Origin of the sequence: Streptomyces sodiiphilus, assembly GCF_039529215.1 — a bacterium.
GTDB classification, from domain to species: Bacteria; Actinomycetota; Actinomycetes; order Streptomycetales; family Streptomycetaceae; genus Streptomyces; species Streptomyces sodiiphilus.
Window position 1 is genome coordinate 199,423 of record NZ_BAAAMJ010000015.1, and the last position, 24,506, is coordinate 223,928.

At 72.3% G+C, this 24,506-nt stretch carries 29 protein-coding genes; 21 read left to right on the top strand and 8 right to left on the bottom strand.

The genetic code is table 11. The features are described from left to right. Nucleotides 1–8: 8 nt before the first annotated feature. The 3 genes from ABD299_RS09425 to ABD299_RS09435 form a co-directional block, all read right to left on the bottom strand. Nucleotides 9–515 (bottom strand): hypothetical protein, encoded by a 507-nt coding sequence (locus ABD299_RS09425; protein ID WP_344260343.1) that lies wholly within the window; start codon nucleotides 513–515, stop codon nucleotides 9–11. A gap of 49 nt (nucleotides 516–564) precedes the next feature. Then, entirely contained in the window at nucleotides 565–1,002 is a 438-nt protein-coding gene (locus ABD299_RS09430) for a hypothetical protein (RefSeq protein WP_344260345.1), read from the bottom strand. 126 nt (nucleotides 1,003–1,128) lie between these two features. Beyond that, the gene (locus tag ABD299_RS09435; RefSeq protein WP_344260347.1) at nucleotides 1,129–1,929 is read right to left on the bottom strand and encodes an SAM-dependent methyltransferase; all 801 of its coding nucleotides are present in this window, start codon (nucleotides 1,927–1,929) and stop codon (nucleotides 1,129–1,131) included. Between the two features lie 220 nt (nucleotides 1,930–2,149). On the opposite strand from ABD299_RS09435, the gene ABD299_RS09440 reads away from it, so the two are divergent. Genes ABD299_RS09440 through ABD299_RS09450 form a run of 3 tightly spaced genes read left to right on the top strand, consistent with a single transcriptional unit; the run spans nucleotide 2,150 to nucleotide 5,372 of the window. Beyond that, nucleotides 2,150–2,359, top strand: a complete 210-nt coding sequence (locus ABD299_RS09440; protein WP_344260349.1) for a hypothetical protein — start codon at nucleotides 2,150–2,152, stop codon at nucleotides 2,357–2,359. Continuing rightward, nucleotides 2,356–3,228, top strand: a complete 873-nt coding sequence (locus ABD299_RS09445) for an RNA polymerase sigma factor (RefSeq protein ID WP_344260351.1) — start codon at nucleotides 2,356–2,358, stop codon at nucleotides 3,226–3,228. The genes ABD299_RS09440 and ABD299_RS09445 overlap by 4 nt, the downstream gene beginning before the upstream one ends. Next, nucleotides 3,228–5,372: a M48 family metalloprotease gene (locus tag ABD299_RS09450; protein ID WP_344260456.1), complete on the top strand. Its 2,145-nt coding sequence runs from the start codon at nucleotides 3,228–3,230 to the stop codon at nucleotides 5,370–5,372. Before ABD299_RS09445 ends, ABD299_RS09450 begins: the two co-directional genes overlap by 1 nt. Nucleotides 5,373–5,445: 73 nt before the next feature. Here ABD299_RS09450 and ABD299_RS09455 read toward each other — a convergent pair whose 3' ends face one another. After that, nucleotides 5,446–5,604 carry a hypothetical protein gene (locus ABD299_RS09455; protein WP_344260353.1) on the bottom strand — a complete coding sequence of 53 codons (159 nt, stop codon included), beginning with the start codon at nucleotides 5,602–5,604 and terminating at the stop codon, nucleotides 5,446–5,448. Between the two features lie 80 nt (nucleotides 5,605–5,684). Then, on the bottom strand, nucleotides 5,685–6,107 hold the full coding sequence (locus ABD299_RS09460; RefSeq protein WP_344260355.1) for an Asp23/Gls24 family envelope stress response protein: 423 nt from the start codon (nucleotides 6,105–6,107) through the stop codon (nucleotides 5,685–5,687). A 269-nt stretch (nucleotides 6,108–6,376) separates the two neighbouring features. Between ABD299_RS09460 and gvpO the strand changes: the two genes are divergently transcribed. Genes gvpO through ABD299_RS09510 form a run of 10 tightly spaced genes read left to right on the top strand, consistent with a single transcriptional unit; the run spans nucleotide 6,377 to nucleotide 12,127 of the window. Next, nucleotides 6,377–6,712 (top strand): gas vesicle protein GvpO, encoded by a 336-nt coding sequence (gene gvpO / locus ABD299_RS09465; RefSeq protein WP_344260357.1) that lies wholly within the window; start codon nucleotides 6,377–6,379, stop codon nucleotides 6,710–6,712. A 39-nt stretch (nucleotides 6,713–6,751) separates the two neighbouring features. Next, nucleotides 6,752–7,219: a gas vesicle protein GvpJ gene (gene gvpJ / locus ABD299_RS09470; protein ID WP_344260359.1), complete on the top strand. Its 468-nt coding sequence runs from the start codon at nucleotides 6,752–6,754 to the stop codon at nucleotides 7,217–7,219. Nucleotides 7,220–7,222: 3 nt separating this feature from the next. After that, nucleotides 7,223–7,990, top strand: coding sequence for a GvpL/GvpF family gas vesicle protein (locus ABD299_RS09475; RefSeq protein WP_344260361.1), 768 nt, complete (start codon nucleotides 7,223–7,225; stop codon nucleotides 7,988–7,990). Between the two features lies 1 nt (nucleotide 7,991). Beyond that, a complete protein-coding gene (locus tag ABD299_RS09480) occupies nucleotides 7,992–8,255 on the top strand; it encodes a gas vesicle protein GvpG (protein ID WP_344260363.1) in 264 nt (87 codons plus the stop codon). Between the two features lie 25 nt (nucleotides 8,256–8,280). Next, complete coding sequence (locus ABD299_RS09485; RefSeq protein WP_344260365.1) at nucleotides 8,281–9,189, top strand: histone protein; 909 nt, start codon at nucleotides 8,281–8,283, stop codon at nucleotides 9,187–9,189. A 6-nt stretch (nucleotides 9,190–9,195) separates the two neighbouring features. Beyond that, a complete protein-coding gene (locus tag ABD299_RS09490) occupies nucleotides 9,196–10,407 on the top strand; it encodes an SRPBCC family protein (protein ID WP_344260367.1) in 1,212 nt (403 codons plus the stop codon). After that, nucleotides 10,404–10,787 (top strand): gas vesicle protein, encoded by a 384-nt coding sequence (locus ABD299_RS09495; RefSeq protein WP_425581291.1) that lies wholly within the window; start codon nucleotides 10,404–10,406, stop codon nucleotides 10,785–10,787. Before ABD299_RS09490 ends, ABD299_RS09495 begins: the two co-directional genes overlap by 4 nt. Then, entirely contained in the window at nucleotides 10,784–11,632 is an 849-nt protein-coding gene (locus ABD299_RS09500) for a GvpL/GvpF family gas vesicle protein (RefSeq protein WP_344260369.1), read from the top strand. The genes ABD299_RS09495 and ABD299_RS09500 overlap by 4 nt, the downstream gene beginning before the upstream one ends. After that, entirely contained in the window at nucleotides 11,619–11,849 is a 231-nt protein-coding gene (locus tag ABD299_RS09505; protein WP_344260371.1) for a gas vesicle protein, read from the top strand. The genes ABD299_RS09500 and ABD299_RS09505 overlap by 14 nt, the downstream gene beginning before the upstream one ends. After that, nucleotides 11,846–12,127 (top strand): gas vesicle protein K, encoded by a 282-nt coding sequence (locus tag ABD299_RS09510; protein WP_344260373.1) that lies wholly within the window; start codon nucleotides 11,846–11,848, stop codon nucleotides 12,125–12,127. Before ABD299_RS09505 ends, ABD299_RS09510 begins: the two co-directional genes overlap by 4 nt. 69 nt (nucleotides 12,128–12,196) lie before the next feature. Here ABD299_RS09510 and ABD299_RS09515 read toward each other — a convergent pair whose 3' ends face one another. Next, nucleotides 12,197–13,414 (bottom strand): S8 family peptidase, encoded by a 1,218-nt coding sequence (locus ABD299_RS09515; protein ID WP_344260375.1) that lies wholly within the window; start codon nucleotides 13,412–13,414, stop codon nucleotides 12,197–12,199. Nucleotides 13,415–13,662: 248 nt separating this feature from the next. Between ABD299_RS09515 and ABD299_RS09520 the strand changes: the two genes are divergently transcribed. The 4 genes from ABD299_RS09520 to ABD299_RS09535 all read left to right on the top strand — a co-directional run bounded on the left by ABD299_RS09520 (nucleotide 13,663) and on the right by ABD299_RS09535 (nucleotide 17,274). After that, nucleotides 13,663–15,198 carry an ATP-dependent DNA ligase gene (locus ABD299_RS09520; protein WP_344260377.1) on the top strand — a complete coding sequence of 512 codons (1,536 nt, stop codon included), beginning with the start codon at nucleotides 13,663–13,665 and terminating at the stop codon, nucleotides 15,196–15,198. 284 nt (nucleotides 15,199–15,482) lie between these two features. Next, on the top strand, nucleotides 15,483–16,550 hold the full coding sequence (locus ABD299_RS09525) for a L,D-transpeptidase family protein (protein WP_344260379.1): 1,068 nt from the start codon (nucleotides 15,483–15,485) through the stop codon (nucleotides 16,548–16,550). A 196-nt stretch (nucleotides 16,551–16,746) separates the two neighbouring features. Beyond that, the gene (locus ABD299_RS09530; RefSeq protein ID WP_344260381.1) at nucleotides 16,747–16,959 is read left to right on the top strand and encodes a DUF2277 domain-containing protein; all 213 of its coding nucleotides are present in this window, start codon (nucleotides 16,747–16,749) and stop codon (nucleotides 16,957–16,959) included. Between the two features lie 90 nt (nucleotides 16,960–17,049). Further along, entirely contained in the window at nucleotides 17,050–17,274 is a 225-nt protein-coding gene (locus ABD299_RS09535; RefSeq protein ID WP_344260383.1) for a CsbD family protein, read from the top strand. Nucleotides 17,275–17,360: 86 nt separating this feature from the next. Here ABD299_RS09535 and ABD299_RS09540 read toward each other — a convergent pair whose 3' ends face one another. Beyond that, nucleotides 17,361–17,843 (bottom strand): hypothetical protein, encoded by a 483-nt coding sequence (locus tag ABD299_RS09540; RefSeq protein ID WP_344260385.1) that lies wholly within the window; start codon nucleotides 17,841–17,843, stop codon nucleotides 17,361–17,363. 270 nt (nucleotides 17,844–18,113) lie between these two features. On the opposite strand from ABD299_RS09540, the gene ABD299_RS09545 reads away from it, so the two are divergent. Beyond that, nucleotides 18,114–18,236, top strand: a complete 123-nt coding sequence (locus ABD299_RS09545) for a hypothetical protein (RefSeq protein ID WP_344260387.1) — start codon at nucleotides 18,114–18,116, stop codon at nucleotides 18,234–18,236. Nucleotides 18,237–18,546: 310 nt separating this feature from the next. Here ABD299_RS09545 and ABD299_RS09550 read toward each other — a convergent pair whose 3' ends face one another. Further along, nucleotides 18,547–20,229, bottom strand: coding sequence for a DUF885 domain-containing protein (locus ABD299_RS09550; RefSeq protein WP_344260389.1), 1,683 nt, complete (start codon nucleotides 20,227–20,229; stop codon nucleotides 18,547–18,549). 415 nt (nucleotides 20,230–20,644) lie between these two features. Here ABD299_RS09550 and ABD299_RS09555 point away from each other — a divergent pair, with 415 nt between their 5' ends. The 3 genes from ABD299_RS09555 to ABD299_RS09565 all read left to right on the top strand — a co-directional run bounded on the left by ABD299_RS09555 (nucleotide 20,645) and on the right by ABD299_RS09565 (nucleotide 24,506). After that, nucleotides 20,645–22,030 carry an MBL fold metallo-hydrolase gene (locus ABD299_RS09555; protein WP_344260458.1) on the top strand — a complete coding sequence of 462 codons (1,386 nt, stop codon included), beginning with the start codon at nucleotides 20,645–20,647 and terminating at the stop codon, nucleotides 22,028–22,030. Between the two features lie 131 nt (nucleotides 22,031–22,161). Next, nucleotides 22,162–22,743 (top strand): rhodanese-like domain-containing protein, encoded by a 582-nt coding sequence (locus ABD299_RS09560; protein ID WP_344260391.1) that lies wholly within the window; start codon nucleotides 22,162–22,164, stop codon nucleotides 22,741–22,743. Further along, entirely contained in the window at nucleotides 22,740–24,506 is a 1,767-nt protein-coding gene (locus ABD299_RS09565) for a SulP family inorganic anion transporter (RefSeq protein ID WP_344260393.1), read from the top strand. The genes ABD299_RS09560 and ABD299_RS09565 overlap by 4 nt, the downstream gene beginning before the upstream one ends.

A 24,506-nucleotide genomic window follows, 5' to 3' on the forward strand; every position in this document is an offset into this window, starting at 1 on the left:
GGGGCCGGTCAGACCGGGCAGGCGGCTTCGGCCCGCAGCCGGCGAACCGTCGCCCAGCCGATCAGGGCGAGGGAGGCCAGCGCGACGACCGGCTGCACCGGGGCCCACAGGGTGAGCGCGCCGGAGGTGCCGAGCGCGAGGACGATCAGCTTGTTGCAGACCGGGCAGCCGACGGCGAAGAAGGCCAGCAGGCCGCCCGCGCCGCCGAGCCGGACGCTCCTGCGGGCGTCGTCGTCACCGGCCTCGCCGGAGGATCCGGCCGCGGGGCCCGCGGCGGGGTCGGCGGGGTCGGCGGTGATGCGGACGTAGCTGGCCAGCAGCACCCCGGCGAGCAGCGAGGTGGCGGCAAGGACAGGGATGTTCCACCACTCGACCGGCGTCATCCGGTCGAAGAGCGGTGAGGGAACCACCGCCGTGGGCACGCCGATGAGCACGGCGGTGAGCACCGCGGCGGCCAGGGCCACCAGGTGGCGCTGGCGCGGCCAGCCGCGGAGCGTGCGGAGCAGAGAGGACACGAGGGATCCTTCGGACGGACGGAAACGGGCAGCGGGGTGCGGGCGTTTCCTAGATCCGCAGGACCGAGAGCTGGGCGAGGTCGGGTGGCCGCGCGTGGGAGCCGTGCGCCGGGGGGTGGGCCCGGTCCGCGAGGGGTACGGCCGGCAGCGCGGGAGCCGGAGTGGCTACGGCGGCGGGCTGTGTCAGTTCGGGCTGGTGGCGCGGGGCGAGCACCGGCTCGGGGGTATGCGCCGATCCCGAGCAGCGTGGCGCGCCGTCCCCGTCGGCGGCCCGGACTTCCGGCTGCTGCGCGGCGGGAGCGGCGGGAGCGGCGGACGGGGGTGTCCGGTCGGTGGCCGCCGGTGAGCCGCCGTCGTGACCGGGGGCCGCGGTGGCCGCCGCGGACGCGACGGCCGCGGTGCCCATGACGGCGCAGGCGAGCATCAGTATCAGCGCGCACAGGCCCAAGAGCCGGTGCGCGCCGGAACCGCTCCGCCTGACCGTCATGGCCCACAGCCTACGCCCGGCCCCCGGCGCCCGGCAGGAGGGCACGGGAGCCCGAGCGGCGGGACCCGCCCTTCGGGTGCGGGGCGGGAGGGCCGTCCGGCGGGCCGGACGGGTGGTCCTGGCGGATCACGGCTTGACGGCGAGACCCGCCACGATCATCTGCTCCCACACGGTCAGCTCGTCGCTCGCGCGGGGCCCCGACCGCCACTCGGCCGCGGGCAGGATACCGGGTTCCAGGATCTCCAGGCCGTCGAAGAGGGCGCGGATCTCGTCGTCGTCGCGCCAGCGGCCCCGGCCGAAGTTCTCCTGCGCGATGCGCTCGATCTCCTCGGTCTCGGGGGTGTGCCGGGTGCGGAAGTGGGTGAGGAAGAAGCAGCTGCCGGAGGGAACCGCGTCGATCCAGTAACGGACCACGGCGGCCGGGTCTTCCTCGTCGTTGAGGTGGTGCAGGATCGCGCACAGCACGATGCCGACCGGCTGCTGGAAGTCGATCAGGTCGGTGACCTGCGGGTGCTCGCGTATCTCCTGGGGGTTTCGCAGGTCGGCCCGGATGACGGCGGTGCGGTCGTTCTCCTCCAGCAGGGCACGGCCGTGGGCGAGCACCACGGGGTCGTTGTCGACGTAGGCCACCCGGGTCCCGGGGACGTGGCTCTGGGCGACCTGGTGCACGTTGTCGGCCGTGGGAAGGCCGCTGCCGATGTCCAGGAACTGGCGCATGCCCCGGCCGACCGTCATCTCGCGGACGGCACGCACCAGGGCCTTGCGGTTCTCCACGGCCAGGGACTGGGAGCCGGGCAGGTTCGCCAGAATGTGGTCCACCACCGCCCGGTCGACCGCGTAGTTGTTCTTTCCTCCGAGCATGTAGTCGTAGGCCCGGGCGATGCTCGGCTGGGTCAGGTCGATTCCGGGGTACGTTCCGTCGCTCATGGGCCCACTGCTCTCTTTTTCACCGCTGATGGGCGGTCACTTTATCCGACTTGGCCTGCTCCCTCGGCCGGGCAACCGGACCAACACCCGGCGCGAGGGGGCGGGTTACGGCGACGGCCGGGAACGCACCGGATGCGGCCGGGCAAACAGCCGGGTAAACATCCGAGGGGGTCCAGGGCTGTTATCGGCATGCGAACTCACCGAAGAAGGGGGTGTCCGGATGCGGGAATCAGTGATCACCGCTGCGGTGACCATCGGGCTCGTCGGAGCGTTCCAGATCCTGCTCTTCTGGCTGATGTCCCGGGAACGCCGGAGCATTGTGTCCGAAGTGCTGCGTTCCGGGCATGCCGATGTCATCGTGGAACAGCGGGGGACGCACTCCCGGCTGGCCCTGCGCAGCGGAGCGCGAAGCGAGGGGGGAACGCCATGAACGCCGAACCGGTCGCGGAGACAGGCCCCACGGGTACGAGCCCGGTGGACGCGGTGGACGCGGACAGCCCCGGCAGCGGGCCGCCCACCGACTTCGACGCGTTCTTCCAGCGGTCCTTCCCCGGCATGCTGGCCCGGGCGATCCTCCTGTCCGGGCACCGCCAGGACGCCGAGGACGCCGTGCAGGAGGCCTACACCGAGGCGTTGCGCCGGTGGGAGCGGCTGCGGGGATACGACTCCCCGGAGGGGTGGGTCCACCGGGTGGTCCGTCAGCGGCTGTCCTCGGTCTCCCGGCGGGCCGCCCGGACGCGCCCCACCGACCTGGAGGATCTGCCGCAGCTGTCCGTGGCCGGGGCCGACCGGAGCATCGAGGCGCGGGCCGTGCTGGACGCCCTGGCCGCGCTGCCCCCGCGGCAGCGCACCGTGCTCGTCCTCCACTCCCTGGAGGGCATGAGCCAGGAGGCCGTCGCGCGGGAACTGGGGCTGACCCGCGGCGGGGTCGCCGCCGGCCTGTTCAAGGCCCGCCGGAAACTGGAGAAGGTGCTGGACGTGGTGGAGCACGAGCGGGAAACCGGCCGCCGCACCGGGCGGGACACGCCACACCGCGACCGGGACGGACTGGTGAGCCGGCCGCCGCAGGCGCGCCCGCTGCCCCTGGCCGGGGCCGGAGCGGCACCGCCCGCCGACGGGCCGGACGGCGCTGTGGCCCGGACGGAGCTGTGGCTGCGCGGCCGGATCGCCGCACGGCCGGACCTGCGCGACCGGCTGCGGGACGCCGTACTGGCCTCGGCGGGCCGGGCGGAGACCGGCCCGCGCGGCCAGGAACGGGCGGCACCGGACGGGGACGCGGAACGGGAGCACCGGCCGTGATGCCGGCGCTGCGGTCACTGCTCGCGCTGGTGCTGGTGACCGGCTTCCACCTGGTGTCCTGGCTGCTGGTGCTGGGGTACGCCACCGTGAGCCTGCTGGTGATCGCCCTGTACCTGGACGGCGGTGTCCGGGTGCCCTCCCCGGTGCCGCTGTTCTTCGTGGCCTTCGGGGCACCGGCGGCACTCGCCATCGTGCGGGGCCTGCTGGCGGGTTCGGGCCGTCCGCTGCCGGAGCCCGGCTCGGTGCCGGTCGGCCGGGAGCAGGCCCCGGAGCTGTGGGAGACGGTGACCGCCCTGGCCGGGCGGGTCGGCACCCCGGCCCCGACGGAGATCCGGCTGACCATGGAGGCCAACGCCGCGGTCAGCGAGGACGTCCGGGCCGGGCTGCGGGTGGCGCGGCGCCGGCTGTACATCGGGGTGCCGCTGCTGGCGGCGCTGCGGGCGGACGAGATGCGGGCGGTGCTGTGCCACGAGCTGGGGCACTACAGCCGCCGGCACACCCGGTTCGGGGCGACGGTCTACCGCGGGTCGGTCACCTTGCACCGGGTGGTGGACGGCATCGCGGAGGCCGGGTCGGGCAACGCGCTGGTGGCGATGTACTCGGGAGTGCAGCGGTTCACGCTGCGCACGTACGCGCGGCTGTACGACGTGGTGTCGCTGGCGGTGCGGCGGCGCCAGGAGCTGGAGGCGGACGCCACCGCGGCGGCGGTCGCCGGCCGCGAGGCCACGGCGTCGGCGCTCACCACGGCGCAGCTCACCGGGCTCGCCTGGGAGGACTTCCGGGTCCGGTTCCTGGTGCCGATGGCCGAGTCCGGCCGGCTTCCCGACGATCCGCTGCGGGCGTTCGGCGCCATGGTCACCGATCCGGAGTACGGAAAACTGCTGGACCGCCTGGAGCGGGGCCTGCCCGGCCGGCGGGCGTCCCTGCTGGACTCGCATCCTCCGCTCGGCCGGCGGCTGGCCGCGCTGGAGCGCCGGGCCGCGGACGGTGCGCCCGTGCGGCGCGACAGCGCACCGGCGTCCGTCCTGATGGGCCCTGCCCAGCGGCTGCCGGAGAGCGTCCACCGCCGGCTGTCCGGCTGGACTGCTGCTGGTCCGGCCCCGGCCGGGCGGGAGCGGGTGCCCTGGAGCGACTGGCTGGACGACGCCGCGGCACTGCAGGTGGAGCGGGCCGTCGAGGAGCTGGGCGGGACGGCGGCCGCCCTGGGCGGCTCGGCTCCGACGCTGGACGGTGTGCTCGGTCTGCTGGAGGACGGGCGCGGCAGGGAGCTGTCGTCGGCGCTGCGGACCACGGGCTGGGGCGAACCGCAGTGGGGGGATCTCGGAGCGCGGCGGACGCGGGTCGCGGTCCGGATGCTGGTCGGACAGGGACTGGTCGCGGCGGGCCGGGCCGGATGGAAGGTGTCCTGGACGGGGCCGTGCGGGCTGGTCACGTTCGACGAGGACTCCGCCGAGGCCGTCCGGCTCGCGGTGGCCGCGGTGGAGGATCCGTCGGTGGTGCCCGACCTGCGCTTCCGGCTGGCACTGTGCGGGGTCCGGCTGGACCTGCCGACGGCCGGGACGGACCGGCCCGCGCGGGCGCCCGGCGCACCGGAACGGAGCGGGACGCGGCCCGGCGGGAAGGAGCACGGCGGGAAGGAGCCCCGGCACCCGGTCCAGGCGGGCTGGATCGCGGTGCTCCTGCTGATCGGCGCGGTGTTCCTGTGGAGCTATTACGGGACGGACGACCGGCCGGAACCTCCGGTGGCCGGACGGCAGGTGCTCCCCGCGCCCGGCGGGGAGGCCGCCGAAGGGGGCACGGAAGGAGCGGCGGAGCGTCCGGCACCGCCGGAGCGGCTCCCCGCCGACGTCCTTCCCGAGGTGTCCCCGGTCGAGGAGTGCGGGCCGGGGCGGCTCCCTCTGGGCGGCGACTGCGTGCCGCTGGCCGGCATCCGCCTTCCGGGAGCCGGCGATCAGCCCGCGGTCCCGCCCGGGTACTCCGTCACGGTGGAGTCCGGGGACACGCTCTTCGGCCTGGCCTGCCGACACCTGACGACGGTGGAGGAACTGATCGAGGTCAACGGCCTGGAGAGCACCGAGCTGCGGGTGGGGCAGAAGCTGACCGTGCCGGGCCTCCCGCTGAAGTACACCGGCCCCTGCCCCTGAGGGCGAGTCAGCGCCCGAGCTGCTTGTACCGGAAGGCGAAGTGCTCCACCGGGTTCCCCTCACATTCCCAGGGTCAGGCGGTGACCAGGCCCTGGGTGCCGCGCAGGAACGGTTCCGCCTCCTGGGAGCGTGCGGCCTTCACCAGCGCATAGGCGGCGAGGTTGTCGTCGGCCACCGCGGCGGCGTACCGGGGCCCTTCCTGCCGCCACTGCGCGACGGCGCGGTCGAGCACCGCGCCGACCCGCGGCTGCAGCCAGTACTGCTCGGCGCCCCAGCGACCGCGTGGAGCGTTGGGAAGTGGCTGCCGGACGGTCAGCGCAGAGCGGGTTCCTTCTCGCTCTCCTGCTCGCTCTCCTCGCCCTCCATGTAGACGTCGTCCACGGTGATGTTCACGTCGACGACCTCCAGACCGGTGATCCCCTCCACCGCGGAGATGACCTCCTGCCGTACCTCGTCGGCGACCTTGTGCACCCGCTCCCCGTAGTCCACCTCGACCACCAGGTCGATGGCCGTCTGCTTCTCCCCCACTTCCACGGACACCCCGCGGGTCGGGCCGGAGGGCCCGTCGCCGCTCGTGAAGCGTTCCTTGACGGCACCGATGCGCCGCGCGGGGCCCGACCCCAGATCGTGCACTCCGGGAACCTGTCGCGCGGTGATGCCCGCCGTCTTTGCGACGACGATGTCCGCGATCGTGGTGCTGCCGCGCTGCCCGTTCGAAGAATTCTGCTCCGCCATGAGTGCTGCCTCCTGGAAGCTCTCGCCGGAAAATGCCGTTACGGCTCCGTTCACGGCGGGCCGCCCGGGTGGCTCTCACGGCCGCACGGGCTTGCACCGCCACTCCTCCATCGTGCAACACCCCGGCACACTTCGCCTCCGCACGCGCGATCTCCCGCAGACGCGGAACAAAACCCCTGGTCGCCCGAGTGCCACGGGATTTTCCGGAGTGCCCCGGACAGCCCATCATCCCGGGCGGCCGGAAATGCCACGTGCCCAGACTGTTCTCCATGGCAGACCAACGTGAACAGCGCGCTCGCGGTGCGCGCGGAACGGGAAAACGGTCCGGGTCGTCCTCCCGGTCCTCCCCGGTGCGGGGTCCGGCCGGGGCCGCGCGCCGCGCCGGGCGCCGTCTCGAAGGGCTCACCGGCCACCAGGTGGAAGGGGTCTCCGCCGTGCAGCGGGACGAGAACGGCTGGCGCGTCAGCGTGGACGTGCTGGAGGTGCCGCGCATCCCGGACACCACCAGTCTGCTCGCCACCTACGAGGTCGAACTCGACCCGGACGGAAAGCTCCTGCAGTACCGCAGAGTGCGCCGCTACCGACGCGGCTCGGCCGACGACTGAGGGACCCGGTATTCCGCCGCCACCAGAGGAGAATCCTCGATGAGCACCACCACCACGTACACCGACGACATCGCCTGCGTACCGCGGGCCGGCACGCTCTACGACGTCATCGAGATCATTCTCGACCGAGGCATGGTCATCGATGTCTTTCTCCGGGTCTCCCTGGTAGGCATCGAGATCCTGAAGATCGATATCCGCATCGTGATCGCCAGCGTCGACACCTATCTGCGGTTCGCCGAGGCATGCAACCGGCTGAACCTGGAGGAGGACTCCCGCAGCCGGACGGTCCCCGAACTCTTCGGTGGCGGCGGCGCGATGAAAACGGCCGGAAAGAAGGGTGCCAAGAAGGCCGCCCAGTCCGCCGGGGACAAGGTCAAGTCGGCGATTCCCGGAATGGACGCGGACGACGAGGAGGAGGACGAGGAGAAGGAGACGGCCCCCCGCCGCCGCAGCACCGGCAAGAAGTCGCGCAGCGGATCCCGCAGCCGTCGCGGCGAGGAGGACTGACCGATGACGGACGCCACCGTCTACGTCTACGGCGTCATCAGGGCCGGCCAGGAACTCCCCGCCGGACGGTCCGGAGTCGGCTCTCCCCCGGCCCCCCTGCGGCCGCTGCCCGCAGGACGGCTCTCCGCCGTGGTCAGTTCCGCCCCGGCGGGACTTCGGGCCAGACGCCGGGACCTGATGGCCCACCAGGAGACGCTGCTCGCGCTCGCTGAGGACGGCCCCGTACTGCCGATGCGCTTCGGCATGGTCTCCCCCGACGAGGAGACCGTGGTGCGCCGCCTGTCCGAGGAGGAGGAACAGCACCTGGAGGCACTGGAACGCCTCGACGGACAGCTGGAGATGAACCTCAAGGTCTTCCCGGCCGAGGACTCCCTCGCCGATCTGGTGCGGGAGGACCCGCAGATCCGGCTGCTGCACGAGGCGTCCCGCCGCCGGCCGGGATACGAGGCGAGCCTGCGGCTCGGCGAGGCGATCGCGACCGGTCTGCACCGCCGGGCAGCCGTGGCCGCCGCCGAGGCGGTGCGCCGCCTGACCCCGAGGTCGACGGCCACGGCGGCGGGTCCGGAGGTCACCGGGTGCGTCCTCAACACCTCGTTCCTGGTCCCCCGGGACGCCGTGGCCGGATTCCGGGCGGACGCCGAGCGCTGCGCCGGCGAGCACGGCGCCCATGCCGAGATGCGGATCACCGGCCCGCTGCCCTGCTTCAGCTTCGTGCCCGACCCCTCGCGGAACGGGCAGCCCCCGCTGCGGGCAGCCGCCGGACCGTCCTGACATGGGGCTGCTTTCCGAGATCGTGCTGCTGCCCCTCGCCCCGGTGCGCGGGGTGGCCTGGATCGCCGACCGCATCGCCGACGCGGCCGAGGACCAGCTGCGCGACCCCTCACCCGTCCTCGCACGACTCGCACAGCTCAACCAGGAGCTGGAGAACGGCGAGATCGGCACGGCGGAATTCGAAAGCGAAGAAGAGAAACTGCTCGACCTGCTCGAAAGGCGGCAGAGAGCTCCGCACCGACGGGCCCGGCCCGCAACCGAATGACGGGAGAATATTGATGGACGAGACAATGAAAACCGCACTCGCGGCAGGAATCGCGGGCGGCTATCTGCTCGGACGTACGAAGAAGGCAAAGCTCGCAGTGGCCATCGCCACCTACATCGCCGGCCGCCGGTTCGGCCTCAGCCCCCAGGCACTGGCCGGCGAGGGCATGCGGCGCATCCAGGAGAGTCCGCAGTTCTCCCAGCTCACCGAGCAGGTGAGCGGGGAACTCATGGAGGCCGGCCGCAAGGCCGTGTCCGCTGCGGCCAACCGCCGTCTCGACACCCTCGCCGACTCCCTCCAGGCCTTCAACCGGACCGCCTCCGGCCGCGCCGAGGAGGACGAGGAGAAGGGCGAGGAAGAGGAAGGCGAAGGCCCGGAGGACGAGCAGGAAGAAGAAGAGGAGGAGCCCGAGGAGGAGGAAGGCGAGGAGGAAGAAGAGGGGGACGAGGAGGAAGAGGAGCCGGAAGGGGAGGAGGAGCCGGACCGGGAGGCCGCGGCGGAGGAGGGCGAGGAGGAAGAACCCGAGCCGCCCAGGGCGAGGAAGCGGGAACCGCGGGCACGGGCGGAGAAGGCCGGGAAACCGTCCAAGGAGCGGAGCAGGCCGAAGGAGAAGCCTGGCGAGAAGTCCCGCCCGGCGCGGAAGTCCACCGGCAGGAAGGCAGCCCCGGCCAAGTCCGCCAAGAAGGAAGAGGCCGGGAAGCGGGCCGGGAAGAAGACCGCCGCGAAGAAGGAGCCCGCGGACGAGCCGCGGAAGCGGACGGCGAGGAAGGCACCGTCCAGAAAGAGCACCGCGAAGAAGGCACCGGCCAAGAAGACCGCCGCGAAGAAGGCACCCGCGCAGAGGGCTACAACCAGGAAGTCCACCAGCAAGAAGTCGGCCACCAAGAAGTCGACGGCCAGGAAGTCGGCATCGAGCTCCCAGCGCCGGAGGTAGCACGTCATGGCGAAGAACGATCAGGGCGGCGGTTCGAGCGAGCTCTCCGAGAGCATGGACCGGCTGCGCTCCGAGTTCAAGGATCTCCTGGGCAACCAGGCCCAGAAGCTGGTCGAAGCGGCCGGCGGGAAGATCACCGATTTCGCCGGCAAGCTCAGCGAGTCGGCGGAAGGGGCCGGTGCGCTACCGAAAGCAGGCGCCGACATCCTCAAGGGCGAGTCCCCCGGAAAGGCACTGGCAGGAGCCGGTGCGAAGACCGTGAAGGACAAGACAGTGGGCAAGGTGAAGCAGGCCTTCGGCGGGGGCGGCGGGGACGGCGAGGAAGGAGGCAACGGCGGAGGAAAGGGCGGGAAGGGCGGGAAGAGCGGAAAGAGCGGCAGCATCAAGGTCACCAATATCGTCGAAGTCCTCGACATCGGCATGCCGCTCCGCACCGTCTACGACTACTGGACGCAGTACCAGGAGTTCAGCGACTTCACCAAGGGCGCCCAGAGCGTCACGATGAACGACGACGTCGAGAGCGACTGGAAGCTCAAGGTCGCCTTCTCCAATCGAAGCTGGAAGGCGACCGTTCAGGAGCAGATCCCGGACGACCGCATCGAATGGACCTCCGAAGGCGCGAAGGGCAGCACCCGGGGCGTGGTCACGTTCCACGAGCTCACGCCGTCCCTGACCCGCATCGTCGTGGTGGTCGAGTACTACCCGTCCGGCTTCTTCGAGAAGACGGCCAACCTGTGGCGTGCCGTGGGGCGCCGGCTGCGGCTGGACATGAAGCACTTCCAGCGCTACGTGACCCTCGTGTCCGACGAAGGGCCGGAGGGCTGGCGCGGGGAGATCCGCGACGGTGAGGTCGTCCGTACCCACGAAGAGGCCATGGAGGAAGAGGAACGGCAGAAGCAGGAGGAGGAAGGCGAAGGCGAAGAAGGCGAGGAAGAGGAAGGCGCGGAGGGGGACGAGGAAGAGGAAGAGGAAGGCCCGGAGGAAGAGGAAGAGGAAGAGGAAGGCGACGACGAAGGCGAGGAAGAGGGCGAGGAAGAGGGCGAGGACGGAGAAGAAGAGGAGGAGCCCGAAGAGGAGGGTGACGAGGACGAGGACGACGAGGAAGAGGAAGAGGAAGAGGAAGAGGACGACGGCGACGAGGAGGACTGGGACGAGGACGAGGACGAGGACGAGGACTGGGACGAGGAAGAGGACGACGAGGGGGAGGAGAAGAGGTGACGCGCACCGCTCGGGAACTGGATGTCTGCGAACCGCCGGAGACCTACGTACCGCGTCCGGCCAACCTCGCCGACATCCTGGAACGCGTCCTCGACAAGGGCATCGTCATCGCGGGCGACATCAAGGTCGACCTGCTGGACATCGAGCTGCTGACCGTCCGGATCAGGCTGTTCATCTCCTCGGTCGAGACCGCGCGGAAGGCCGGCATCGACTGGTGGGAGGCCGAGCCGGCGCTGTCCAGCCGGGCCGCCGACAACGCGCTGGCGGAGGAGAACCGGCAGTTGCGCGAACGGCTCACCGCACTGGAGCAGGCCACCGGTATCGAGTCCCCCGAACAGCCCCGGCGGCCCGGCCGCAGGAAGGAGTCCCGGTCGGCATGACGACTACGTCCTCCGCGTCCCGCGCGGCGGTGGACACCACCACCGCGGTGTACGTCTTCGCCGTCTGCCCCAGGCGGGCGGCTCCGGATCTCGCCGGGGTGCCGGGCCAGCCGGGCGGCGGCTCGGTCCGGCTGCTGCCCGCCGGGGCACTCTCCGCCGTCGTACAGGAGGTGCCCGCCGGGGAGTTCACCGAGGCAGCGCTGCACGACCGGCTTTCCGACCGGGAGGAACTGGAACTGTGTGCCAGGGCGCACCACGAGGTGGTGGCGGCGGTGGCCCGCTCGGCGGCCGTGGTTCCGCTGCCGATGGCGACGCTCTACCTCGACGAGGGCCGGGCCCGGCAGGCCGTGATCGACGACGCCCACCGCTTCGTGACGGCCCTGGACCGCATCGAGGGCCACGTCGAGTGGGGGGTGAAGGTGCACGTCGGCAACGGCGACGACGCCGGTGCCGGCACCACTTCCCGGACCGGGGGCCCGCCCCCGGGAGAGAAGCCGGCCTCCGGCCGCGCGTATCTGGACCGGGTCCGCGGGCGGCGGCAGGCGCGGGAGAACCGGGAGGAGGCCGCACTGCGGATCGCGGACCGCGTGGACGCCGGTCTGCGCGGCGTGGCGGTGGCCGCGCGCCGCCTGCGGCTGCACGGTCCCGAGGTGACCGGGAAGCACCGGCGCCAGGTCCTGAACGCCGCGTATCTCGTGGAAGCCGGGCGGGAGCGGGAGCTGCGGGAGCGGGTCGAGGCGCTGGGGCGGGAGCCGGGCTTCGGCGACGGGGTGCGGGTCGAGCTGACGGGCCCGTGGGTGCCGTACTCGTTCGCGGAGGGAGGTGCGGCCGATGGTCACGACTGAGCCGGTGCCGTGGCAGGGCGAGGAAGGCCCCTACGGGCCGATCGGTATGCCGCTGGTGGATCTGCTGGACCGGGTGCTGGCCACCGGTGTGGTGATCAGCGGCGATGTGGTGATCGCCATCGCGGAGGTGCCGCTGGTGCGGCTGTCGCTGCACGCGCTGCTGGCCTCGGTCAACGACCGGGTCCCGGCTCCCTGGGCGGACGGAGGGCCGTTGTGACGGCGGCCGGCCGGCTCGACGTCGATCCCGACAGCGTGGGACGGGATCTGGTGGCGCTGGTGCTCACCGTGGTGGAGCTGCTGCGTCAGTTGCTCGAACGTCAGGCGCTGCGCCGGGTGGACGACGGCGAGCTGTCCGATGACCAGGTGGAGCGGATCGGGACGACGCTGATGCTGCTGGAGGAGCGGATGACCGAACTGCGCGAGCACTTCGGGCTGCGGCCGGAGGATCTGAATCTGGACCTGGGTCCGCTGGGTTCGCTGTTGCCGGTGGAGTGAGCGGCGGGTTCTCCCCGCCCGCGTTCCGGCATCCCGGAGCGCGGGCGGGTCGAGGCCGTGCGGCCGGGGTCAGGATCCGGTGAGCTGGAGGAGCCTGTTGGGGGTGTTGGCGGGGACACCGGTGAGCTTGTTCACCGCCGCCGAGCTGTACAGGGCAGCCGCCACCTGGGCCGGTGTGGCCGTGGGGTTGCCGCCGAGGTGGAGCGCGGCCACGCCCGCCGCGTGCGGTGCGGCCAGGGAGCTGCCGGAGAGGGTGCTGGTGGCCTGGTCGGAGGTGTGCCACAGCGAGGTGATGCGGACTCCCGGCGCGTAGATGTTCACGGCCGATCCGTAGTTCGCGGAGGGCGGGACGCTGTCGTTGCTCGCGGTGGGCGCGACGGTGATGGCTTCGGCGACCCGGGCCGGGGAGTAGTTGGCCGCGGACGCGGCGCTGCTGCCGGAGGCGACGGTGTAGGTGATGCCGGCGCTGATGGAGTTGCGCACGGCGGTGTCCAGGGCCGCGCTGGCACCCCCGCCGATGCTCATGTTCGCGACCGCGGGACGGGCGGCGTTGGCGGTGACCCAGTCGACTCCTCCGATGACGCCGGAGATGGTGCCGGAGCCGTTGGCGTTGAGGACCTTCACCGAGACGACGCGCGCCTTCTTGGCGACTCCGTGCTGGGTGCCGCCGATGATGCCCGCCACATGGGTGCCGTGGCCGTTGCCGTCGGATCCGTCACCGCCGAAGGCGTCGTGGCCGGGGACGGCCCGGCCGCCGAAGTCCTGGTGGCTGTAACGGATTCCGGTGTCGATCACGTACACCGAGACGCCCCGGGCGGCGTGTGCGGGGTAGGTGTACTTGCCGTCCAGGGGCAGGTCGGGCTGGTCGATGCGGTCCAGTCCCCAGGAGGGCGGGTCGTACTGGGTCTCGGTGGCCAGCCGGACAACGGCGTCCTGCTCGACCAGGCGGACGGCGGGGTCGGCGGCGATCCGGCGGGCCTGCCGCTCGGTGGCCTCGATCGCGTAACCGCCCAGGGCGCTGTCCCAGCGTTCGGTGACCCGCACGCCGTAGCGGGCGGCGAGCCGTGTCTCCTGGGCGGCCACGGCCTGGGCGTCGGTGTCGTGCAGAAGGACGAGATAGCTGCCGGCGACAGCCCCCGGGGCGTTCGCGCCGCTGATGGTGCCGAGGCGTTCGGACTGTTCGGCGGCGGTGGCCGCCAGGGGCGCGCCTGCCCCGAGGCAGAGGGCGGCGATCAGTGCCGCCACGGCGGTGCCGGATCTGCGGCGGACCGTTCTGCTGAGCGTCATGAAGGGGTCTCCTCATTCGCGGTGGTGCCCGGACGAGAACTGCGATTGCCCCGAACATGACAAACTCTGCCGGGCTGGGTCCGCCCGGCAGGGCCGCGCGGGGCGCCGTCGCCGGTCCAGAGTGGCGCAGCCGCTCCCGCCCGGCAAGGCCGCGGACCGGCCTTGCCGGGTCTCACCGTCCACGAAGGCACCACGCCGGGCGCGTGCCGGAACGCGTGGGCGGGGCCGGCCGGGCAAGGATGAGAAGCATGCTGCTGGCCGAGATCGCGCAGACCTCCCGGGAGATCGCCGCCACCACCGCCCGCTCGCGGAAGGTGGCCGCACTCGCCCGGCTGTTCCGTGCCACCGGGCCCGACGAGGCGCCGGTGGTGATCACCTATCTGGCCGGCCGGCTGCCGCAGCGCCGGACCGGGATCGGATGGCGGGCGCTGAGCCGGCGCCCCGCGCCCACCGCCGCACCCCGGCTGACCGTCCTGGACGTGCACCGGGCCCTGGACCGCATCGCCGCGCTCTCCGGCAGGGGATCGGGCACCGCGCGCGGCGAACTGCTGGAGGAACTGCTGGGCACCGCCACCGAGGAGGAGCAGGACTTCCTGGTCCGGCTGATCGGCGGGGAGCTGCGGCAGGGGGCGCTCGACGCGCTCGCCGTCGAAGGACTGGCGGCGGCGGTGGAGGCGGACCCCGGCGAGGTGCGCCGGGCCGTGATGCTGGGCGGCTCACCGGGCGCTGTCGCCGAGGCGCTGCTGGCCCGCGGACCGGAGGCCCTGGCGGACTTCCGTCTCGAGGTGGGCCGGCCGGTGCAGCCGATGCTCGCGCAGAGCGCGAAGAGCCTGGGCGAGGCGCTGGACCGGCTGGGGCCGTGCGCCGTCGAGGAGAAACTGGACGGCATCCGGGTTCAGGTGCACCGGGACGGACAGCGGGTGCGGGTGTGGACCCGCACCCTGGACGAGATCACCGGCCGGCTGCCGGAAGTGGTCCGGGCGGCCCGGGAACTCACGGCGGACCGGGCGGTGCTGGACGGAGAGGTCATCGCACTGGACGCCGACGGCCGGCCCCGGCCCTTCCAGGAGACCTCCGCCCGGGTCGGTTCACGGCTCGATGTCGCCGGCGCGCAGGCGACCGCGCCGCTCTCGCCCGTCTTCTTCGACCTGCTGGCGGTCGACGGCCGCGATCTGCTGGATCTTCCCGTCCACCGGCGGCACGCCGAACTGGCCCGGGTGGCACCCGCACCCCGGCGGGTGCGCAGGCTGGTGGTGGAGGACCCCGCGGATACCGCCTCCCGCCACGCGGCCGAGGAGTTCGCCGCCGAGGTCCTGGCGCGCGGACACGAAGGAGTCCTGGTCAAAGCGCTGGACGCGCCCTACGGCGCGGGGCGGCGCGGCGCGTCCTGGCTGAAGGTGAAGCCGGTGCACACCCTGGATCTGGTGGTGCTGGCCGCCGAATGGGGACACGGCCGGCGGGCCGGGAAGCTCTCCAATCTGCACCTGGGCGCCCGCGGGCCGGACGGCGGCTTCGTCATGCTCGGCAAGACCTTCAAGGGCATGACGGACGCGATGCTCGCCTGGCAGACCGGGCGGCTGCGGGAACTGGCGGTCGACGAGGAGCCGTGGGGCGTGCGGGTCCGCCCCGAGCTCGTGGTGGAGGTCGCCTTCGACGGCGTGCAGCGCTCGACCCGTTACCCGGCGGGGGTCACACTCCGCTTCGCCCGGGTGCTCCGCTACCGCGAGGACAAGACGCCCGCCGAGGCGGACCCGGTCGACAGCGTTCTCGCTCTGCGCGGCTGACCCGTCGGACCGTCCCCCTGAGCGGGGCCCGGACAAGGCGCTCATGGAGGGGAGCTCCCCCCTTTCCGCAACGAACGCCCCCTTTCTGCCGTTTCACGCCCCTGTGCACTCCGACGCGCCGTCCCGCGAGAGAGTGGGAGCGAAAGCCCCATGGCGGCACATACACCCCAACCTCCGGTGATCTTGGGGCAGTCGTGGCCCATTCGTTAGCTTCTGCGGGCAACTATCGCGAGTCGTGGACCATCCTTATCAGTGGATGACACCGACCTCTGGGGGTACCACCGATGCGCTCCGCGTTGTTCCGCAGATCCCTCGCGGGATTCGCCGCCGCTGCCGTGCTGATGACCGGCTGCGGCTCACAGGGGGCTGACGACCCCTCCGCGGCCGAGCGCAGCGCTGCCCCCTCGCCGGAACCCGCCAGCGCGGAGAGCTCCCCCGAACCCGAGGAGACCGAGCCGGAGGAGGAGATCGTCCTCGAATTCGGCGACAACTCCGAGCAGGTCCGCGAACTCCAGGCCCGTCTCAAGCAGGTGGACCACTTCGCCGGCGAGCCCACCGGCTACTACGGCGACGTGACGGTCGGCGCCGTGTCGCAGTACCAGGAGGCCGGCGACCTGGAGGTCTCCGGCACCGTCTACGAGAGCACCTGGGCCGCCCTGACCGCCGAGACCACCGAGCCCACCCGGGACGAGATGTACCCGAAGAAGCTCGTCATGGGGTACGGCGAGAACTCCGACAAGGTCCGTGAACTCCAGGCCCGCCTGGGGCAGCTGGGACACTTCGACGACAACCCCACCGGCTACTACGGCGAGGTGACCGCCTCGGCGGTGTCGGCCTACCAGCGGGCGGCCGGCCTGGAGGTCTCCGGCACGGTCTACGAGCCCACCTGGGACAAACTGGTCTCGCAGACGGCCAAGCCGTCCAGGGACGACATGTTCCCGCCGATCGAGGTGCCCGAGGTACCGACCGCCACGCCCGCCGGGCTGGACGAACGCTGCATGACCGGCCGGGCACTGTGCATCTCCAAGTCGACGAACACCCTGTCCTGGGTGGTGGACGGCAAGGTCCGCAGCACCATGGACGTCCGGTTCGGCACGGAGGAGTACCCCACCCGCGAGGGCCAGTTCACCGTCTACTGGAAGTCCCGCCACCACCACTCCACGCTGTACGACTCCCCGATGCCGTACGCGATGTTCTTCGACGGCGGCCAGGCCGTGCACTTCTCGGAGAACTTCGCCGCCAACGGCTACAACGGCGGGTCCTACGGGTGCGTCAACGTCCGTGACGAACCGGCGCTCGCCAAGCTCTTCGACGAGGTCCGCGAGGGCGACAAGGTGGTCGTGCACTGGTGACCGCTCCCGGCACACCACCCCCGCCACCGGAGGGCCGGCCAACGCCTTCGCCCGGGAGGGGCGGGCGTCGGGCTCGCTGACCGCCTCGCAGGTCGCGGCCGAGGTGGGCTGACCGCGCGTTCCGCGGGTCCCGGGCGGCCGGCGGCTCCGCCCGGAAAGCCCTCCGGGGCCCGCGGGGGCGCGGCACACTGGAGTCATGTGCAGAAGCATCAAGACGCTGCGGGCGCCCGCGACCCCCGACGTCACCGAGGACGACATCACGGCCGCCGCACTGCAGTACGTCCGGAAGGTGTCCGGATTCCGGGCCCCGGCCGCTCACAACCGGGCCGTCTTCGACGAGGCGGTCGAGGCGGTGACGGAAGCCACCCGGCGGCTGCTGGACGGGCTGGAGGTGCGCGGTCGGCACTGAGCGGGCAGAATACCCGGCCGTGCCCGATTCGTCCCGCGAAACCGGGGTACCCGCGACACCAACGGGGCCCACGGGAGAGAGGAGACGACGATGACCGAGCACAACAGCGGTGATCGCGGCACCACCGACAAGATCAAGGGCAAGGCCAAGGAGATGGCCGGCAAGCTCACCGGTGACAAGCGCAAGGAGACCGAGGGCAGGACCGACCAGGCCAAGGGCGACACGAAGGAAACCTTCGACGACGCCAAGGGCAAGGCCAAGGGGGTCGGCGACTCACTCCGGGACCGCGACCGCGGCAGCGACGAGCGGTTCTGACGACGCGCTCCTTTCCGCAGGCGGACGGCCCGTCCCCGGCACCGGCCGGGGACGGGCCGTCCGCCTGTGCCGCTCCCGGCACCGGCTCAGTGCGTGGTGAGGATGCGCCCCGCGCTGCGGCTGCGCAGTTCCTCCAGAGCGTCGTGCTGCCGCTGCGCGCGCTCCTCCAGCCGGGCCAGCCGCTCGTCGTCCAGGCGCGGCTCGTGCTCCGCCAGCGTGCGCAGCGTCCGCCACAGCGCCTGCTTGCCCTCCACTCCCAGCATCAGCGTCTCCAGTTCGAGCACGAAGCTGAGCGGGGAGCGGTTCATCACCCGTCCGTTGAGCTTCAGACGCCCCGCCTTCTCCGCGGCCCACCCCGCGTAGACCTTGGCGCGGCGCGGGGTGATGTCCAGCGCGTGCATCATCTCCAGCAGGTCGTCCCGGTCTTCCGCGATCTCCTTCGCGACGGCGCCCAGCGGCTCGCCCAGCCGCGACTCGGCTTGCTGCCGGGCGAGCCTGCGCGCCAGTTCGATGCCGCTGGTCGATCCGGCCAGGTGGTCGTTGAGATAGATGCTCAGCAGTTTCTCCATGGCGGGCGGGTACCCCCTCCTTCCCCGGTTAGCACGGCTTCGCGCAGAACACCCGCATGAACACTTTCGAGGGGTCTTTGCGCTCTTCTGTTGCCCGTAGTCCCGGCGCGGCGACACAGTGTCGTTGCCGTCGGCCGGTGGGACGCCCCCGTCCGCCGCGGCCTCGGGGAGGAGCGCCATGGAGCACCGGGCCGGAGCAGGTGAGGCAGCCCCCGGGCCGTTCGGGGGCACCGGCCGCCCGCCGCGTCGGGTCCCGGTATGCCGGCCGACATGACGTTCGCCGTCCTGCCGGACGGGGACGGCGCGGGTGGCCGGGCCGACGGCCTGGAACAGACGCCGGCCTGCGGGACATGGCTGCACGAGGTGCCGGACGTACCGTGGCCGTGGTTCTGACGGCCCGTCAGTCATTCCCGCGGCCACCTGTCGCAGAGGGCCGCTACGGATTGACGGGCGCCAGGAGGTGTCAGAAGGCCCCTTTCATGACACTCGGGGGCCGGCGGAGACAACCGACCCGGAGGTGCACATGAATCCGAGAGTTCTGGCCGTGGCCTACGCGGCGTGGCGCTGGTTCCGGCGGAGAAGGGCCGGGCGGCAGGGGCCCGAGCGCGTCCGGCGGTTCTGACCGTGAGTCCCGGGCGGCGGGCCCGGACGCGGCGGCCGGCGCGGATGCGGCCGCCGCGTCCGGGCCCGTGGCCCGCCCGCCTCAGGGAAGCCGGGCGAGTTCGTCGGCGAGGTCGTCGAGCCCCAGGGAGCCCATGGACAGCGCCGCCATATGCCAGGCCTTGAGGTCGAAGCCCGCGCCGCGGGCCGCCCGGGCGGCCTCCCGGCCCTTCAGCCAGGCCCGCTCCCCGAGCTTGTAGCTGATCGCCTGGCCCGGCATGCCGAGGTAGCGCACGATCTCGGAGTCGATGAAGGCGGGCTCACGTCCGCTGTGGGCGGCGAAGAACTCCCGGGCCAGCCCGGGGGTCCACACCTCGCCCGGATGGAAGGCCTCCCCCTCCGGGATCCGCAGCCCCAGGTGCATGCCGATGTCGATGATCACGCGGATCGCCCGCATCATCTGGGCGTCCAGATAGCCCATCCGGTGTCCGGGGTCGGTGAGGAAGCCCAGCTCGTCCATCAGCCGCTCGGAGTACAGCGCCCACCCCTCCGTGGTCGCGCTGACCGACCCGGCGCTCACCTGGAAGCGGGAGAGCCGGTCGGCGAGGTGCACCCACTGCGCGAGCTGGAGATGGTGGCCCGGCACGCCCTCGTGGTACCAGGTGCTGACCAGGTTCCACACCGGAAAGCGGGTGGCCCCCAGGGTGGGCAGCCAGGTCCGGCCCGGCCGGGAGAAGTCCAGCGAGGGACGGGTGTAGTAGGGGGCGGCGGCGCTCCCCGGGGGCGCGATCATCGCCTCGACGGTCCGCAGCGGCTCGGCGAGGTCGATGTGGGTGCCGTCCAGGGCATCCATCGCCTCGTCCATCAGACGCTGGAGCCAGGCCCTGATCTCCTCGGCTCCATGGACCGCCTCACCGTGCTCGTCGAGGTGGCGCATGGCCTCCAGCGGGGTGGCCCCGGGCAGGATCTGCCCGGCGGCCGCCCTCATCTCGGCGGCCAGCCGGTGGTACTCCTCCCAGCCGTAGGCGTAGGCGTCCTCCAGGTCGAGGTCGGCCCCGGTCCACCGGCGGGCGTGCAGGGCGTAGCGGTCGCGGCCCACGGCGTCCGGGGTGCCCTCGGCGGCCGGCAGATAGCCGTCTGCCAGGTAGCCGCGGAGTCCGGCCAGGGCCTCGCTCGCCATGGCTGCCGCGCCCTTGAGCTCCTCCTGCTGCTCCGCCGGCCCGGCGGAGACGAAGCCGGTGAACCAGTCGGCGGCCAGCCAGGAGTCGATCTGCTCCACGACCGTGGCGGCCTGCCGGGGCGCGGCCGGCAGGCCCCGGGCGGCGCCGGTCTCCAGGGTGGTGCGGTAGCCGTCGAGCGCCGACGGCATGTTGCGCAGCCGCCTGGCGATGACCGCCCAGTCCTCCCCGGTGGCGGCGGGCATCATCAGGAAGACCGAGCGCAGCAGCTGGACGGGGGAGAAGAGGTTGCTCACGTGGCGGAGGTTCTCCCCGGCGGCGTCGAGCGCGAGGGAGGAGTCCAGGCGTTCGCGGAGCAGCCGGGCGGCCCGGCGCTCGTTCTCCGGGAAGCCTCCGTCCCTCTCGGCGGCCTTTTCCGCGGCGGTCAGCTCGGCAAGGGTGGCGCGTTCGGCATCGGCCTTGGCCCGGTAGCCGTCGGGCGAGTAGTCCGGCAGGTCGTCGGTGCCGGGCCGGATGCCCAGGGAGGTGCGGACGATCGGGTCGAGGTCGGCAAGGGTCTCGACATAGCGGTCGGCTATGCGGCGGGGTGCGGATTCGGTGGACTCCATCGGGCCATCCTGCAAGATCCCCCGGCGGGCGGGGAAGGCGACGGCCGTGCCGTTTCGCGGCGGATCCGGGACACTGGAGAGGGATACCCAGGGGGGTATTTGACAGCCCCCTGGAGAAGGGGTTACCTTCGGGGCAGAGATACCCCAGGGGGTATCAACAGGAGGAGCATCCGGCATGGATCGTGACGTGGATCCCCAGGCGTTCGAGGCAGCCCCTGGCTGCCGGGACGAGGGCGCCGCCGTCCGGACGCACCCCCACGGCACTCAAAGGCCGGGACCGTTGCGGCGGCCCGTCCGGGCCCGTCCGCTCCCCGGGCAGGCCCGGACGCGCGACCGCACCGTGACCCGGCCGCCCCTCGACCCCGACGTCCCACCGCACACCACAGAGGTGCGGCCCACCCATCCGGAGGTTTCCGTGTTCTTCGCCCAGTACTACCTCGACTGCCTGTCCCACGCCTCGTACATGATCGCCGACGAGAAGACGGGCAAGGCCGTCGTCGTCGACCCGCGCCGGGACGTGACCGAGTACCTGGCCGACGCCGACGCGCACGGCTTCACCATCGTCGGCGTCATCAACACCCACTTCCACGCCGACTTCATCGCCGGCCACCTGGAGATGGCCGCCCGCACCGGCGCCTGGATGGGCTACGGCCGCAAGGCCGAGACCGAGTACCCGATCCGCAAGTTCGCCGACGGCGAGCGGGTCAGCCTCGGCGACGTGACCCTGGAGATCATGGAGACCCCGGGCCACACCCCCGAGTCCATCAGCGTGCTGGTCTACGAGAAGGCCGACGACGAGACCGCCTACGGTGTGCTGACCGGAGACGCGCTGTTCATCGGCGACGTCGGCCGACCGGACCTGCTGGCCTCCCTCGGCGTGACCGCCGACGAGCTCGGCCGGATGCTCTACGACAGCGTCCAGCGCAAGCTGATGTCGCTGCCCGACAAGGTGCGCGTCTTCCCCGCCCACGGCGCCGGCTCCGCCTGCGGCAAGAACCTCTCCACCCAGCGGCAGTCCACCATCGGTGAGCAGCGCGCCACCAACTACGCCTGCGCCCCGATGTCCGAGGAGGACTTCCTCGCGGTGGTGACCGCGGGCCAGCCCCCGGCCCCGGCCTACTTCGTCTTCGACGCCACCCAGAACCGCAAGGAGCGCGAGCTGTACGACCCGTCCTCGGGGATGCGCCCGCTGTCCGCCGCGGAGTTCCTGGCCCGTCGCGACGCCGGTGCCGTGGTGGTCGACGCCCGCAGCCCGCAGGACTTCGGCACCGGTCACCTGCGGGGGGCGATCAACGTCCCCGCCGACGGCCGGTTCGCCGAGCAGGCCGGCACGGTCGTCTCCCCCGGCCGGGAGATCGTGGTCATCGCCCCGCAGAACCGCGAGGAGGAGATCGTCACCCGGCTGGCCCGCATCGGTCTCGACCAGGTCACCGGCTACCTGCGCGACCCGGAGTCCGCGCTCGGCGAGATGGCCGACGAGGTGGCCCCGGCCAGCCGGCTGACCGCCGACCAGCTCCGCACCGCGCTCCAGGGCGAGAACCCGCCGCTGGTCATCGACGTCCGCTCGTGCAGCGAGCGGGAGGCCGGCTTCATCGAGGGCTCGGAGCACATCGCCCTCAACGAGCTGCCCGGCCAGGTCGGTGAACTGCCCCGGGACCGCGCGCTGGTCGTCCACTGCGCGGGCGGACACCGCTCGTCCATCGCCGCCAGCGTGCTGCGGCACCACGGCTTCGAGGACGTCTCCGACGTGCTCGGCGGCTACGGGGCCTGGGCAGTGCTGACCGCACCCGCCCACGCCTGACCCGCCCGGCGGGCGGGGGGGGGGGGGGGNCCTCCCGAGCCGGACGGGCCACGGCCTCCGGCTCCCGCCGGAAACGGAGGCCGTCACATCGACCCCCACACCGGACCCCTCACCTCTCAGGAGAGCACCCCGTGACTGACAAGACCATGGACGTCGCAGCCGTCCGCACCCTGATCGACAGCAACCCCGACGTCCTGCTGGTGGACGTCCGCACGCCCGGCGAGTACGAGAGCGCCCACATCGCCGACTCCATCAACCTGCCGCTGGACCAGGTCGACCCGCACCTGCAGCAGATCGTCGCCGACGCCGGCGGCAAGATGGTGCTGATCTGCCAGTCGGGCAACCGCGCCGGCCAGTGCCAGTCCAAGCTGGAGGCCGCCGGCATCAAGGACGCCGTGGTCATGACGGGCGGCATGAACGCCTGGTCCTCGGCCGGCGCCCCCGTCGTCCGCGGCCGGGAGCGCTGGGAGCTGGAGCGTCAGGTGCGCCTGGTCGCGGGCAGCATCATCCTGGTGGCCATCGTCGCCTCCCTGTGGTGGCCGGCCGCCCGGTTCGTCGCCGGATTCGTCGGCGCCGGGCTGACCTTCGCCGCGGTCACCAACACCTGCGCGATGGGCATGATGCTGACCAAGCTGCCCTACAACCGGCCCTCCAAGCCCGTGGACGTCAAGGCTTCCCTGGCCCGGATGCGCCGGAGGGGAGTGAAGGCATGAGCGACACCGCTCAGGCCTACCCCAAGCAGCGGCGGACCGGGGCAGCCCGGTTCCTGCCGCTGCTGGGGTGGCTCCCCGAGTACAACGGCCGGTACCTGAGGCACGACCTGATCGCCGGCCTGACGGTCGCGGTGATGCTGGTCCCGCAGAGCATGGCGTACGCCGCGCTCGCCGGGATGCCGCCGGTCACCGGGCTCTACGCCGCGGTCGTGCCGCTGCTGGTCTACGCCATGTTCGGCACCTCCGGCTCGCTGGCGGTCGGCCCGGTCGCGATCACTGCGCTGATGACCAGCGCCGCACTGGCGCCGCTGGCCGGCGGGGACCCCGGCCGCTACGCGGCCCTGGCCGGGCTGCTCGCCCTCCTGGTGGGTGCGATCCAGCTGGCCATGGGCGTGCTGCGGCTGGGTGCGGTGGTGAACTTCATGTCCCACTCGGTGCTGGCCGGCTTCACCTCGGCGGCGGCGATCATCATCGCGGCCAGCCAGGTCAAGGACCTGCTGGGGCTCGACGCCGAGCGGGCGGAGGGCTTCCCGGAGATCGTCTCCTCGGTCTGGCACGCGGCCGGCACCGCCCACGGGCTGACCGTCGTGATCTCGGTGGTGAGCATCGCCGGCCTGGTGCTGCTGAAGCGTTTCTGGCCGAAGCTGCCGGGCGCGCTGCTGGTGGTGGCCGGTGTGACCGCGGCCAGCGCCATGCTGTCCTTCGGCGACCGGGGGGTGAGCATCCTCACCGATGTGCCCAGCGGACTGCCCATGCCGGCCCTGCCGACGCTGTCCGCCCAGGACGTCACCGCGCTGCTGCCCGCCGCGCTGGCCATCGCCCTGGTCGCGTACATGGAGGGCATCGCGGTGGCCAAGGCCCTGGCCGCGAAGTCCAAGCAGCAGGTGAACCCCGACACCGAACTCGTCGCGGTCGGCGCGGCCAACGTCTCGGCCGGCATGTTCGCGGCGTTCCCGGTGGCCGGTGGCTTCTCCCGCAGCGCGGTGAACTTCTCGGCCGGCGCCCGGACCCCGTTCGCCACCGTCGTCACCGCCCTGGTGGTGGCACTGACCGCGCTCCTGCTGACCCCCGCCTTCTACCACCTGCCCAAGGCGGTGCTCGGCGCGATCATCGTGGTGGCCGTCGTCGGACTGATCGACGTCAAGAGCGCGGCCGGCGCCTGGCGGACCCGGCGGGTGGACGGCATCGCCCTGGGCATCACCTTCGTGGTGACGCTGCTGGCCGGTGTGGAACCCGGACTGGCCGCCGGAGTCGCGTTCAGCCTGGCGGTCTTCCTGTGGCGGTCCTCGCGCCCGCACCAGGCGGAACTGGGCCGGGTGCCCGGGACCGACACGTTCCGCAACGTCGCCCGGTACAGCGGGCTCACGACCGACCCGCACATCGCGGTCGTCCGGGTGGACGGACCGTTCTACTTCGCCAGCGCCCAGCAGGTCGAGGACTCGCTGACCGGTCTCGTGGAGGAGCGGCCGGAGCTGCACACGCTGGTGCTCGACGCGAGCGCCGTCAACGACGCCGACGCGGACGGCGCGCACGCGCTGGCCGAGCTGCGGGAACGTCTCGGTGACCGTGGTATCACGCTGCGTCTGGCGACCGTACGAGGTCCTGTCAGAGACCTTCTGACCAGGGCCGGAGTGTGGCAGTCTCTGCGCGAAGCGAACCAGGTCCACCCCGACGTCGCCGCGGCGGTCAGTGCCGCCGGTGGCTTCGGCCGGTCCTCCGGCTCCGGTACCCGGTCGCCGTCACCCACCCAGGAGGTGTTCTGA